Annotated in this window: 8 protein-coding genes; 1 reads left to right on the forward strand and 7 read right to left on the reverse strand. The window is 61.8% G+C overall.

Annotated features, from left to right (window positions below):
* Positions 1-3: 3 nt before the first annotated feature.
* On the reverse strand, positions 4-1,530 hold the full coding sequence (locus AC3A5O_RS19095; protein WP_122564863.1) for a CoA-acylating methylmalonate-semialdehyde dehydrogenase: 1,527 nt from the start codon (positions 1,528-1,530) through the stop codon (positions 4-6).
* A 139-nt stretch (positions 1,531-1,669) separates the two neighbouring features.
* Between AC3A5O_RS19095 and AC3A5O_RS19100 the strand changes: the two genes are divergently transcribed.
* Positions 1,670-2,617, forward strand: a complete 948-nt coding sequence (locus tag AC3A5O_RS19100) for a LysR family transcriptional regulator (protein ID WP_487753559.1) — start codon at positions 1,670-1,672, stop codon at positions 2,615-2,617.
* Here the strand turns inward: AC3A5O_RS19100 and yfiB are convergent.
* The 6 genes from yfiB to recC form a co-directional block, all read right to left on the reverse strand.
* Complete coding sequence (gene yfiB / locus AC3A5O_RS19105) at positions 2,614-3,117, reverse strand: outer membrane lipoprotein YfiB (RefSeq protein ID WP_487753560.1); 504 nt, start codon at positions 3,115-3,117, stop codon at positions 2,614-2,616. The genes AC3A5O_RS19100 and yfiB overlap by 4 nt on opposite strands.
* A gap of 3 nt (positions 3,118-3,120) precedes the next feature.
* Positions 3,121-4,389 carry a diguanylate cyclase DgcN/YfiN gene (gene dgcN / locus AC3A5O_RS19110; protein ID WP_305469598.1) on the reverse strand — a complete coding sequence of 423 codons (1,269 nt, stop codon included), beginning with the start codon at positions 4,387-4,389 and terminating at the stop codon, positions 3,121-3,123.
* Positions 4,386-4,961 (reverse strand): regulatory sequestration protein YfiR, encoded by a 576-nt coding sequence (gene yfiR, locus AC3A5O_RS19115; protein ID WP_305469596.1) that lies wholly within the window; start codon positions 4,959-4,961, stop codon positions 4,386-4,388. The genes dgcN and yfiR overlap by 4 nt, the downstream gene beginning before the upstream one ends.
* Before the next feature lie 138 nt (positions 4,962-5,099).
* Positions 5,100-7,196, reverse strand: coding sequence for an exodeoxyribonuclease V subunit alpha (recD, locus tag AC3A5O_RS19120; protein ID WP_305469594.1), 2,097 nt, complete (start codon positions 7,194-7,196; stop codon positions 5,100-5,102).
* The gene (gene recB, locus AC3A5O_RS19125) at positions 7,193-10,882 is read right to left on the reverse strand and encodes an exodeoxyribonuclease V subunit beta (RefSeq protein ID WP_487753561.1); all 3,690 of its coding nucleotides are present in this window, start codon (positions 10,880-10,882) and stop codon (positions 7,193-7,195) included. The genes recD and recB overlap by 4 nt, the downstream gene beginning before the upstream one ends.
* Positions 10,879-14,331, reverse strand: coding sequence for an exodeoxyribonuclease V subunit gamma (recC, locus tag AC3A5O_RS19130; protein ID WP_487753562.1), 3,453 nt, complete (start codon positions 14,329-14,331; stop codon positions 10,879-10,881). Before recC ends, recB begins: the two co-directional genes overlap by 4 nt.
* Positions 14,332-14,536 lie beyond the last annotated feature (205 nt).

Genomic DNA, 14,536 nt, shown 5'->3' on the forward strand with positions numbered 1-14,536 from the left:
TCCTTAACGCAAATTGATGGTGGTGTTCACACCGTCATTGACGCTGTCATCATCGAACCAGCGCGCGGTCACGGTCTTGGTCTGAGTGTAGAACTGCACCACTTGTTTGCCGTACGGACCGAGGTCGCCGAGTTTCGAACCGCGGGAACCGGTGAAGCTGAAGAACGGCACCGGCACCGGGATCGGGATATTGATGCCCACCTGGCCAACGTCGATTTCGCTCTGGAATTTGCGCGCCGCCGCACCGCTCTGGGTGAACAGGCCGGTGCCGTTACCGAATGGGTTGGCGTTGACCAGGGCAATCGCTTGATCCAGGGTGTCGACCTCCAGCACCACTAGCACCGGGCCGAAGATTTCTTCGGTGTAGATGCGCATGTCGGTGGTCACGCCGGAAAACAGGGTCGGGCCGACGAAGTTACCCTGCTCGAAGCCTGGCACGCTGATGTCTCGGCCATCGAGTTCCAGCTTCGCCCCTGCCTTCACGCCACTCTCGATCAATTCGAGGATGCGTGCCTTGGCCCGCTTGGAAATCACCGGGCCGACGTCCGTGCCCGGCTCGCTGCCGGCGTTGACCTTGAGCTTCTGCGCCAAGGCCTTGAGCTCTGGCAACCATTGTTTGGCCGCGCCCACCATCACCACCACGGAGGTGGCCATGCAACGCTGGCCCGCCGCGCCGAAACCGGCACCGACCAAGGCGTTGAGGGTCTGCTCACGATTGGCATCGGGCAGCACCACCGCGTGGTTCTTGGCGCCCATCATCGACTGCACGCGCTTGCCATGGCGACCCGCCAGGTCATACACATGGGTACCGACCGCCGTCGAGCCGACGAAGGAGACCGCCTTGATGTCCTTGTGGGTGCAGAGCGCATCCACCACATCCTTGCCGCCGTGCACCACGTTGAGCACACCCGCCGGTACGCCAGCCTCGATCGCCAACTCCACCAACAGCATGGTCGACAGCGGATCCTGTTCCGACGGTTTGAGCACAAAGGTGTTGCCGCAGGCGATGGCCATCGGGAACATCCACAGCGGAATCATCGCTGGGAAGTTGAACGGCGTAATGCCCGCGCACACCCCGATCGGCTGGCGCAGCGTGTAGGTGTCCACACCACCGGCGACGTTCTCGGCGAACTCGCCCATCTGCAGGGTGCCGATGGAACAGGCGTGCTCGACCACTTCCAGGCCGCGGAAAATATCGCCCTCGGCGTCAGCGATGGTCTTGCCCTGTTCGGCGCTAAGCACCGCGGCAATACGCTTGGAATGTTCGCGGATCAACGCCTGGAGCTTGAGCATGATGCGCATCCGCGCACCGATGGGCGTCAGTTTCCAAGTCTGGAAAGCACGCTGGGCAGCGGCGATGGCGGCATCGACTTCCGACGCCGTGGCGAACGGAACCTTCGCCAACACCTCCTGGGTGGCCGGGTTGACGATGTCGTGCCATTCGCTGGATTGGGATTCAACCCACTCGCCATCGATCAACAGTCTGACGGTTTGCAGGGCGGTGTCGCTGGGCGTAAGGGAAACGTTCATGCTGGCCTCCGGGATTGTTCTTATAGAGAGCGCTGGTTCAGCAAAGACCAAGGCGCATACGCACGCTTGGTGATGAGACGGTTTTTGGAGTATAGATGTGCAAACTTCTAATAAGAATGCACATAAAAGCCGGTCCATCATGCAAAAAAACATCACCTCCCTGGGGTCGCTGAATTGGGACGACCTCAAGTTTTTCCTCGAAGTGGCCCGCACCCGCAAGGCCAGCACGGCCGCCAAGCGCCTGGCCGTGGACTACACCACGGTGTCGCGACGCATCAGCTCGCTGGAAACTTCGCTGGGCACGCTGCTGTTCGAGAAATCCCGGACCAACGGCTTTGTCCTGACGGCCGAAGGCCAACGCCTGCTGGGTTACGCCGAATCGATCGAAAGCACCCTGCACATGGCCTGCGAACAGGTTTCAGGCTCTGGCGTCGCGCTGTCCGGCCACGTGCGCATGGGCTGCACCGAAGGCTTCGGCAGCTTCTTCATCACCCCGCAACTGAGCCACTTCGTCGACACCTACCCGGCCATTTCGGTGGACATCCTGCCGCTGCCGCACTTCATCAGCCTGTCCAAGCGCGAGGCCGACATCGTCATCGCCCTCGAACGCCCTGAACATGGCCCCTACGTGTGCTGCAAATTGTGCGACTACCGGCTGCAGCTCTACGCCACCCAGCAATACCTGGACAATCACCCACCGATCCAGCGCCCGGCCGACCTGGGCAAGCACTCGTTCATCAGCTACGTGGATGACCTGGCGTTCAGCTCCGAATTGCTCTACCTGGCCAACGTCCTGCCGGGCGCCAATGCCCACCTGCGCAGCACCAGCGTGATCGCGCAATTCGTGGCAGCGCAGCAAGGCCGCTCACTGGCGATCCTGCCCTGCTTCCTCGCCGCCCAGGACCCACGGCTGTTGCCGGTGCTGCCGGAGGACATCACCGTCACCCGGCAGTTCTGGATGTACTGCCGGGAGGACTTGAGGAAACTGAAGCGGATTACGTTGTTGTGGGATTACATCCGCGAGGTGACTGAGCAGAACCAGCCATTGCTGATGGGCGAAAGCCGGGAGATGGTGTTCGCCGGCTAGTCGGCGATGACCACGATGGCAACGCGGCGGTTTTCGGTGCGGCCCTCGACCGTGTCGTTGGAGGCGACCGGCTTGCTGCTACCGAGACCGCGCGATTGGACGTTTTCTTCACGCATGCCTACGCCTATCAATACTTTGCTCACGCTAAGGGCACGACGTATCGACAGTTGCTCGTTATAGGCTTGGGAACCCGATGCGTCGGTATGCCCGTCGATCCGCACCCGCTCGATTCCGGCCCCCAGCAGCGCCTTGCCAATTCGCTCGACGATCTCGGTGCTGGCTGGGTTAAGGCTTTCCACGTCGCTGCCGAACAGTACCTTGCCTGATAAACCAAAAGCCCAACCTTCGTCAGTCAATTTGAAGCCTTGCTCCTTGAGCACGGCAATTTGTGCAGGACTAAGCCCTTTTTGCGGCGCGGTCTGGCAACCGGTAAGGGTCAGGGCAGCCATGAACAAAAACGCGATGAACCGTTGCAGTGAAGTTTGAGGATATAAACGCACAAGTCAGCTCCTGGTTTGAAGATCCGCGACGGAGTGATCCGACCCCGCCGTGTGTTGACCGCCTCGGGCGAGGCGTTTGGCTTGGTACATTGCCGCATCGGCGGCGTGGAGCAGGGTGCCGGGTGTGGCGCCATGCTCCGGGTAGACGGCAATGCCGATACTGAGGGAGGTCAACACGGAGGCGTTGCCGGGCAATTGAATCGGCATTTCCATGCTGGCGATGATTTTTTCCGCGATCCGCTCGGCATCCTCGGCCTTGTGCAGGGGCGCCAGCAGCACGGCGAATTCGTCGCCCCCCAAGCGCGCGACCAAATCGTCCTCGCGCAACTGGGCCCGGACCCGGGTCGCCACGGCCGTCAGCACCGCGTCGCCAGCGGCATGGCCAAAGTTGTCATTGATACCCTTGAACCGGTCGCTGTCCAAGTACAACACGGCCACTTGCTCATTGAGCTTGCTGGCATTGCGCAAGGCGCGAATCAGCCGGCCTTCGAAAAACGCCCGGTTCGGCAAGCCGGTCAAGCTGTCGTGGCTGGCCTGGTGGGCCAGGGTTTCGTTTTCGCTTTGCAGGTGGGTCTGCCAGGACTCCAGTTCATCGAGCAGTGCGTTGAAGTCATTGGCCAAATTATCCAGTTCAGCAATGGCGGCCGGCGGCACGCGTCGGTCCAGGGCGCGTTCGCTGCGGGCCGCGTGGGCCACCTCGGCCAGGCTGCGCAGCGGTCCGGTGATCGCCCGCAACTGGCGCCGCGCCAGATAAAGCGCCACCCAGGCACTCACCGCCGTGCACAGAATGATCCCCGCCAGGCCGCTGAGCAAAAAGCGCAACAGGCTCCCGCCATGCCCCGCCAACACGATACGGCCGATGTTCTGCCCTTGATGAACGATCGGCAGGCTGATGGGCTTTTCCAGGAAGGCCTTGGCAATGTGCACTTCCAGCTCCGACAACAGGCCGGTTTGCGGTCGCTGCCAGCGCGCCAGCAGACGGCCATGTTCATTGAACACCTGAGCATCGGCGACCTCCTCGGTGGAGGCGATCAAGGCCAGGGCTTCGGTGGCCGCCGCCGAGTCATCGAAGACCACGGCGGCTTCCACGGTGTAGTTGATCGAGCGAGCGATCAGGTGCAGGTTGTGATCGGCGTAGACCCGCAACGCCAGCAGGCCAAGCAAGGTCAGGGAAACACTGGCCATGGTGATGGCCACCAACGCGACGATCAGATGACCACGACCGATGACCGAGCCCAGGGTGGGACGGACCCTTGGTTTGCTCTGCTTCATGGCGTCGCCGGCCTGCGACGGGAAAGCTGCAGCACACTGGGATGGATGCGCACACCACTGCGCGCCACCGAATCGAGGTTGACCTCGAAAGACACTTGTTCATCGCCGACCCGCAGGCAGAACAGGCTCCCCACGGTGCACTGGTCGCCACCTTCGCTGATGCTCAGCACCGGCTTGCCGATCAAGGATGCAAACAGACGGGTGTGCTCATCGTTGGTCAGCCGGCCGACGTAGACCGCGTTGCAGTCAGTGGCGATACCAGGATGATCGGCCAACAGCCGCTGCACCGTCACCGACCGCCCCGTGGCCTGGATGGTACCCTTGACCAGATCGTCGGTGTATTGAGTCGGCCCGACGATGCACAGTTGCAGTTGGGTGGGCTCCACGGGCCAGCGGGCGTAGCTGAGAATGCCCAATACCACCTGGGTCACCGCTTCTGCCCGCTGCTCGGCCTGAGTCGTGGCGGCTAGCTCCTCGGCCACCGTGACAGGCGGCAGCAGACACAAAAGGCCGGCAAGCAGAACACGCCCCCAGCCCTTGCTGCGCACTGCCTCCCCTACAGGCACGTTCATGGATAGTCTCTTGTCCAGACGATAAGTGCCGGAACGATAGCACAGTGCCAAAAAGCCAGCGAGACAGCGTGTTACGTAGACTTTGGAGCCAAACAGGCAAAATTGCCACGGGGGCATGAATCCTTAAAAGCTGATGATTCAGTCAGCCTGTTCCAACGCCAGCATCAACCCGCTCAAGCGCTTGACCTTGCGCCGGACCGCTTCCTCGAAGATGCCCCCTCGCGGTTCGATCAGGCTGAACCATTGCTTGCCCCGGGTAATGGCGGTGTACACCAGTTCCTTGGTCAAGACCGGGTTGAGCGCATCCGGAAGGATCAACGCGGTATGGGTGAATTCCGAGCCCTGGGATTTGTGCACCGTCATGGCATACACGGTTTCCACGTCATTCAGGCGGCTGGGCAGGACGAAGCGCACACCGCCCTGGCCGTCATTGCGCGGGAAGGCGACCCGCAGGACCTGTTTGCCGGCATCGGGGCCGTCACGCTCGGGCAGCTTGAGGGCGATGCCGATGTCGCCGTTCATCAACCCCAGCCCATAGTCGTTGCGGGTCATCAGCACCGGGCGGCCTTCGTACCACTGGTGATCGCTATCGATAAGACGGGCCTTGAGCAGCGCAGCGGTGATTCGCTGGTTCAGCCCTTCGACGCCCCACGGGCCTTTACGCACCGCACAAAGCAATTGGAATTCGTCGAAAGCCGCCAGGACTTCCCGGGCCCAATCGGCCCAGCAACTGTCCTCCAGCGGACGAGAAATGGCCGGGCGGCGCTGCCGCAGCAGGCTCAGGTAATGCCGATATCCCTGGGGCCCTTCTGGCTTGCCGTCGAGCAACAGTTTTTCCAGCTTCGTATCGTGTTCACTCGTTAATTTCAGATAGGACAGATCGGCATACTGCCCTTCCTCCAACAACTGTCGGGCTTTTTCAGGCTGTTGTTGGTTGACCCAGCGAGCCAACTGACCGATCCCGCTGCCTTCGCCGAAGCGCCGGGAATGCCTGAGCATGACCACTTGCTGCGCCAAGGGATGAGTGCCGTCGAGGTCTTGCTGCAAGTCACTGGCCGCCAGGTTTTCACCGCTGACCGACTCAAGCCAGGCTCGCGTCCGGGGGCTGTACCAACCGTCCTCGGCGTCTCGACACAAGTCCCCCAGCACCGCACCGGCCTCTACAGAAGCCAACTGGTCCTTGTCCCCCAGCAACACCAACCGCGCATGGGCCGGCAGCGCATCCAGCAGATTAGCCATCATCTCCAGGTCGATCATCGACGCCTCATCGACCACCAACACGTCCAGTGGCAAGCGATTGCCGCCGTGGTGGCGAAAATGCCGAGTGCCCGGACGGCTGCCGAGCAAACGATGGACTGTCGTGACGTCGCAGGGAATACGTTCGCGCACAGCCTCATCCACATCCAGGGTCCGGACTTGCTGGCTGATGGACTCGGTCAGGCGCGCGGCCGCCTTGCCCGTGGGCGCAGCCAGGCGAATTCGCAGCGGCTTCCCAGTCTCGACGGCCGGTGCCTGCAACAGCGCCAGCAGGCGCACGACAGTGGTGGTCTTGCCGGTACCCGGGCCGCCAGTCACGATGCTGAAGGCCCCGCGGGTCGCCAGCGCGCAGGCCAGCTTCTGCCAATCGATCGGGCCGTTGGCATTGGCCGGCCCGAACAGCCCGTCCAAACGCTCGCGCAGGTCGCCAGGCGCCGCTTCATGGTCAATCAGTCGTTGGCGCAACGCCTCGTCGATCCGTCGTTCATAACCCCAGTAGCGGCGCAGATAAAGACGCTTGCCGGACAGCACCAACGGACGTTGCTGCGCCTCTTCGCTCCCATCCGCAGCCAGGGCCACCAACCGGCTGGACGCCAGGGCCTTGCACCAATGGACGCCGTCCAGTGTCTGCAATATTTGCGAGGGCAACAGCATCGCGCCTGGCTGCAGGTCGCCCTCGGGAGGCAGCGACAGGGCGAAGTCCGGCTCCTTGAGGGTTTCGAACACATCCAGGCAAACATGCCCGTGGCCCAATTGATGACTGGTCAGCGCGGCGGCGAGCAGGACCAGGGGATCATCGTCCGGCGCCAGTTCATGGAGGAACGCCACGAAGGCTTTGTCCAAAGCACGCAGCCAGCCACGCTCGACCCAGCGCGTCAGTAACAACAGCAGGTCCTGGGCACGGCTCAAGGGGGCCAGGTCAACCGGACTCTCGTCGTCGGACGCCTTGGGCAGCAGGTCGGCAAAAGAACGACTCATAGCAATTCTCCCTGTACCCACGCCGGCTCGGCCTTGGGTTCGGGCGCGCCTTGGAATAGCCGATCGAGTTGTTCGATCAAGGCCCGTGGCGGCTTGGTGAAATACACGCCCTGGCTGGTTGAGCGGGTGCCACGGAGAAACAGGTAGAGCGCGCCGCCAACATGCCGGTCGTAGTCGTAATCGGGGAGCCGCGCCTTGAGCTGGCGATGCAGGGCCAGCAGGTACAGCACGTATTGCAGGTCGTAGCGATGGTCCAGGATCGACTGTTCCATGGCCTGTACGGTGTAGGCCATGTCATCGACACCCAGCCAATTGGATTTGTAATCGGCCACGTAATACCGACCGTCGTGCTCGAACGTCAAATCGATGAAGCCCTTGAACATGCCGTTGAGCAGTACCGGCTCCGCAGCGACGCGGGCCACACCGCCATGGGTGAACCGGCAAACCAGTTGGTCAAGCTTTTGCACATCGACCTTGTGGCTGGCGAACCAGAACTCCATCTCCACCTGGAACCGGGTCAGGTGTTCAAGCACCACCGGCGCCTGGTCGTTGCCGACGTGCATGGGCATTTTGATCAAGTGCTGCAGCCAGTCGCTCAACGTGGTGATCCAGCCTTTCCAGCCTCGACGATTACAGCGCCGGGCAATGGCATCCTCGATATCCGCCGGCGAAGATGAAAAACCTTCCCCAGCGACCCACTCCAAGAGGCCATGAAGGAAAGTGCCGGGGCCGGGGCCACGGGGAAATCGGTGGATATCGCCACTAACGGCGATGGTCTCCCTGGGCGCGTCCGGGTCCAGTCGCTCATCGTCGAACAGTTTCTGCGCTTGCGGATTCTCTGGCGCGGCATCGCTGCCTTCGCTCAGGCTCTCGCCGATGCGCAAGGCACTGTAGGACGCGATCCACCAATTTTCGCTGGCTTTGCGCAAGGGCACCAAAGGCTCGAGCAACACGGCGTCGTTACGCGGCGGCCGATAGCGCTCGTCGGTGGCTTCGGGCACTGGCTGGCAACTCACCGCGACGCTGCCTTGTTGCAGGTCTTCCAGCCAGCGCCTCAGCTCCACCGAATCGGTCAGCGGCGCACCGCCGCCCAACAGATAACCCAGCGCGGACAGATGCAGGATCGAGCTGTTGTTGTTGCCCCGCTTAAGATCCGCGACACCCAGCCAGCAGGCATGTTGTGCACGGGTCAGTGCTACGTAGAGCAGCCGCAGATCCTCGGCCAGACGCTCGTCATCGGCCTTGGCGATCAGTTCAGCGGTGGGCTTGAGGCTGATCTGCGCCTTGTTGGCCTCATCGTGGTAATGCAACGGCAATCGACTGCCATCCACCGGTTTCGTCGAACAGATGAAGGGCAGGAAGACCAACGGATATTCAAGCCCCTTGGACTTGTGGATCGTGACCACCTTAACCAACTGCTCATCGCTTTCCAGGCGCAGGATCTGCTCTTCCCCCGCCTGCCCGGACAAGGCCAGGTGCTCGGACAAATGTCGGATCAAGGCTTGTTCGCCATCCAGTTCACCGGCGGCCTGCTGCAACAGTTCGCAAAGGTGCAGCAAATTGGTCAGCACCCGCTCGCCATCGCTGCGCGCCATCAGGGCCTGGGGCAACTCGAAATCATGCAGCAGGCGTCGCAACATCGGCAGCACGCCCTGGCTGCGCCAGACCGTACGATAACCGCGGAACTGCATGACCCGGGCTTCCCAGGCCAGCTCATCCTGATTGAGACGCTCCAGCTCCGTCAGCGGCAGGTTCAACGTGATGCTGGCCAGCGCTGCCCGTAGCGGCCGCTCCACATCCGGCTCGGCGCAGGCCCTGAGCCAGGTCAGCAAATCCCGCGCCTCTTGCGATGCGAAGACCGAATCCTTGTCGGACAGGTAGACACTGCGCACGCCCCGCGCAGACAACTCGTCTCGCACGGCCTGCGCTTCTTTACCGTCGCGCACCAGGATGGCGATATCCGCCGGACGCAACTCGCGCAGCGTTTCGCCATCGACCGTGAAGCCGTCGCGTCCCGACTGGCCGCCATTGAGCAATGCCGTAATCTCACTGGCGCAGGCAGCCGCCATGGATTGCCGATACAGCGCACCGGAAAGCGGCTGGTCCGACGCCAGGTGCCAGAGGTTCAACGCCGCAACGGCCTGTCCTGCCACCTGCAAGGACTCCTTGCGTCCCTGGGAATCAACGGACAGGAAAGGCACCGAATTTTTGCCCGAGGGTTCACGAAACAGAAAGGCCCCGCGCCCCTTCAGACGGGACTCGGCCTTCTGGAAAATATGGTTTACCGCACCCACCATGGCATGGCTGGAACGGAAATTCGTGCCCAGCGTATGCAACCTGCCGGCCGTGGCCTCGCGAGCACGCAGGTAGGTGTAGATGTCGGCACCGCGAAAAGCATAGATCGCCTGCTTCGGATCGCCGATCAGGAAAAGTCCGGTCTCTGGGTCATTGTCTTCAATACGATAGATGCTTTCGAAGATCCGGTACTGAACCGGGTCAGTGTCCTGGAACTCATCGATCAGCGCCACCGGAAACTGCTCGCGGATCAGGCTCGCCAGACGCTCGCCCCCGTCGGCCTGCAGCGCCGCGTCGAGACGCAGCAGCATGTCGTCGAAGCCCATCTCGGCGCGGCGACGCTTCTCTGCCTCGAAACGCGCCCCAACCCACTGCGCGGCATGCTGCAACACAGCGGCATCTGGCGTGGGCAACGCATCCAGGCTGGCCTTGAGACCGGCCATGGCCTCCAGCCCGGGATGGTTGGGCACTTCGCCTTTCCAGGCTTCGGCCATGCCCTCGGGTGTCAGCCGCGTGAACCCGGTGCCGATGTCCAGCAACTCGTGGCTTTCATCATCGACCCAAGCGGTGATTTTCTGAAACCACGGTTCGAAGTAACGCGCCTGCATCTTGCGCCCGTCGACAGACTTGCTGGCGACGCCTTGCTGGCAGATCTCCAGCAGTTCCACGGCCCATTGTCGCCACGGCGCCTTGAGATCGAGCAAGGCGGCACTGCGCTCCTGCAGGGAGGCGGCGATGAGTTCGGCAGGCTCAAGTCCGTCATCGTCGCCACGCTCGCTGGAAAACAAACCTCTGACCCGTGGCAACAGCGCAGCAGGCCCTCCCCAATGGGTACGCACCCAATTCAGCGCCTCGCCTTGCATCGAATAGCAGAACAGCCGCCAGTAATCGCGCAAGACCTCGCCCAGCAATTCGCTGTGATCGGTTTCCAGGGTCTGGGTAAACAGGCTGCCACTGTCGAAGGCATGCTCACGCAACATGCGCTGGCACCAACTATGGATGGTCGAGACGGCCGCTTCGTCCATCCACTGCGCGGCGATGTCCAGCCGGTTCGCGCAGCCTGGCCATTGCTCAGCACTGAACTCATCGCGCAATGCAGCGATCAGTGAATCCGGGGCTGGAATCTCGTCGCGAAAGAAACGTGCGGCTTCGGCCAGACGTGTGCGAATTCGCTCACGCAACTCTTTGGTGGCAGCGTCCGTAAAGGTCACCACCAGGATTTGCGGCGGAAGCAGCTCGCGGCCAAAACCGGACGCCGAACCACCGTGCCCCAGCACCAGGCGCAGGTACAGCGCGGAAATAGTGAAGGTCTTGCCGGTACCTGCGCTGGCCTCGATCAGTTGACTGCCCCGTAGCGGAAACGCCAGGGCCAATGGTGCCTGCCGACTCATGAACGGGCCTCCTCGCTGACCAAGGACCGCCATGGTGCTTCGAGCAATGGTCGGTAAAGCGCATCGCACCAATCGGGGAATGTTTCGTCAGCCATCAAGGTCCCGAAATCAGGAAACTGTCGAGCCAAGGCCGGGTTTTCCCGCCGCTCGCCTTCGAACGTCTGCCCATCGCCCTCATAAGCTTTGCGAGCTGCAGCTTCGGCCTTGATCGGCTCGGTCTGACCGAGCCAGGCGAAAGCCGTCTTCACCGCGATCGGCAGCGGCTGGCGCATACCGGTCTGCCAGGCCAGCAACATGTCGCCCAGCAACCGTTGCGCCACAGGCTCCTCAAAAGGGGCCAGCAGCAAGCTGTCATCACTGGCCACCAGCGCCGTCGTCAACGACAAGCCGTTAGCGCAAGCCACGAGATGGTTGACCCAGGGTCGTATCAGACGATGCCACTTGCGGGTCTTGGAAGAGCCGATGCTGTTGGGGATGGCCGTGATGGCGAGGACCGCACCGTCAGAGCGCTGGTGCAGGCCACTGAGCCACCCTTCGACACTCACACCCTGCAAGCGCAGGCTGACGGGCACAGCACTGGTCAGCGGTGTGGGCCATAACGCCAGAAGCTGTTGGTAGCGCTGGAGCAGATCCGGCAAGGGTTCGATCAATTCACGCTGCATGCACTCACCGAACCCGGCCATCGGTAACAGGCCGCTGTTCTGAAGTCTCTGGGCGTGGGCGGCCAGGGCCAGATCCGGTTGGTCCAAGCGTATCAACGCGGCCTCGAGCAGGCTGTCACTCAGGGTGTAGCGTTGCAACGCGTCGAGCACGAAAGGTTCGTCATCGGCCAGAGGCGCTTCGATGGCTTCGAAGAACACTTTCAGGCGCTGGCTGAAGAAATGGCGGACGGGGTTGCGCAGGAAGTCCTGCAACTGACCAAGGCCCAAGGGTTCTTCCTGGACGTAAGGTGCCAGCACCTGGGTTTTGTCGGTGTGATCGGAGGTGTCGTGGAGCATTCGCCATTCGCTGGCGTAACTGAACAGCTCGTCACCTTGATGGAAATAACGCGCACTGAACGGTTGCAGCGGATGCTCCTTGGTCAGGGCATCGAGAAGAGGCTTGCTGTCATCGGCCAACCGCCAGCCATTGGCGAGGTGATCACGCAATTGGCCGATCAACACCGATGCCGGTCGCTCGCTGTTGTCGCGGATGCTGCGCCCTACCCAACTGATGTACAGCTTTTCCCGGGCCGACAGCAGCGCTTCCAACAACAGGTAACGGTCATCCTCACGACGGGAACGATCGCCCGGGCGATAATCACCGCCCATCAGATCGAAATCCAAGGGTGGCTGGGCACGCGGGTAATCACCGTCATTCATCCCCAGCAGGCACACCAGCTTGAAAGGGATCGCGCGCATTGGCATCAAGGTACAGAAGTTGACGGCTCCGGCCAGGAAGCGTTGGGACAGTCGCCCCTGATCCAGCCCAGCCAGCCACGCTTCACGCACCACCGTCAGCGGCAATTCGTCGTGCAGCCCCACCGATTCACAGGTTTCCAGCCAGGTTTCACGCAAGTCTTCGAGTTGGGCCAGCAAATAGTCGTCATGCTCGTTGCTCGCCTGGAAAAACAGCTGCATCAAGTCGTGCAGGCGCGCCCCCCATTGCTGTGGCGATGCTGGCCGGGTGAGTTCCTGATGAGCGACCTCCAGGGCATCCAGCAACGCAACCAGCGGACCGATCAATGCCGCATCCAGGCCACCGATCTCGTCATAGGGCTCGATGCCATCATAGGCCTGCGAACTGCCAACGGCGTACCCCAGCAACATGCGACGCAAGCCGAAACGCCAGCTGTTCTGCTCAAGCTCCGCGGGCAAGCCCAACCCGGCACGGTGCTCGGCGCTCATCCCCCAGCGAATGCCTGCCCCTTCGATCCAACGGTGCAGGGTCGGCAGGTCGGCCTCGTCGATGCCAAACCGTTCGCGCAACGCCGGGACATCCAGCAGATCGAGGATTTCGCTGACCGGGAAACGACTGTCCGGCAGCTTGAGCAGGTGCTCGACGGCGATCAGCAGCGGATCACGTCCACGCTGGCCCTGGTCGGTCAGCGTGAATGGTATGAAACGAGGATCGCTCCTGTCGAGCTGGCCGAACACCGCGCGAATGTGCGGCGCATAACTGTCGATGTCCGGGACCATGACGATGATATCCCGTGGGCGCAGGGTCCGATCCGCACTGAAGTGGGCCAGCAACTGGTCATGGAGAATTTCCACTTCACGCTGGGCACCGTGGGCCACATGAAAGCGGATCGAGCCGTCTCGCTCCGTATCGACGGCAGGCCAGTGTTCCCGGGTTTCGTTCAGGGGACGCAGCTCGAGGATGTCGTCCTGCAATTGACTGAGAAGGGTCGTGGGGGTCCCATCCGTGAACAGGTCGATTCGCCCATCGCGAAATACCGCACGGTAGCTATTGGGGTCATCGTAGCTATCGAGCAGGTTGATATAGTCGCGCCCCTGCTTACCCCAAGCGGCCAATAACGGATGGGCATGTTGATGCAGGGTTTGCGGATCAAGGACCGCGGGCATGCCGGTCTTGCGTGCTTGGCGCTTGTATTGGTGACGCAGCAAGTCCTTGTCGGCCACGATGTCCGCCCAATGATGGCGACATGGGTTATGCACGCATAGCAGCACCTGGCTGAACCGGGAAAGACCGGCGAGCGCCTCGAGGACTTGGGCAGGCAACGAAGAAATACCGAACACGATGACCCGCGCCGGCAAACCTTTCGGAGCCACGTCCAAGTTGTTGATACGTTCGATGTAGCGCTGGTGTACGCCGGCACGGCTTTGCGCCATGCCTTGTTCCCCCACATCCAGCAGCAAGGCGCGCCACAGTTCCGCCTGCCAGCAATTCGCCGGCGCGAGCGGCATGATTTCGCCTCGGACATTTCGTGTCTGGTGTCGACCTTCAGCCCAATCCTCGAGCCAGTCGGCCCGGTACACCTGGTACTGGTCGAACAGATCGGCGAGGCGCTCGGACAACTGATAGCGCTTGCGCAAGTCGGTGTCGTGGGTAAGGAATCGTCGCAGAGGTTCGAAATGAGGCTGCTCGATCAACTGCGGTAGCAGGCGCATCAGACGCCAGGTTAGCGGAGCCTTGTCCAGCAGGGACTTGGCCGGAATCTCGTCACGCCCCAGGACTGTTCGATAAAGCTGCCACATGAAGCTGCCCGGCAGTTGCACATCAATGGCCGCCGCAATACCGCAGCCGCCGGAGTCATCCTCGTCCGGGTCTTCAGCCAGTGCAAGCTTGAGCCATTGGGCAATGCCGTTGCTTTGTACCAGCGCGATTTCATTTTCAAGGGGGGCCAGCGGGTAGCGCCGCATCAAGCTGATCACCAGGCTGCGCAGTTCATCAAGGCGATTCCCGTGAACCACCATGAAAGCTGGGCTGAGGGACGTTGCGTCCGGCATGAAAGGCATCCTTGAAAATGCAAAAGCTAGGGCAGAACCTTAGCACTGTCGGGGGGCTGTGACAGCCGGGAGCTGTCCGAGCTTGTCGTAAGAACTTTCCTGCGGGCAAAACAAAACCCCTACCTGCATCAGCAGATAGGGGTTTCGGAATTTAATCTTGACGATGACCTACTCTCACATGGGGAAACCCCACACTACCATCGGC

This window comes from Pseudomonas sp. Soil_N_39 (genome assembly GCF_057655955.1).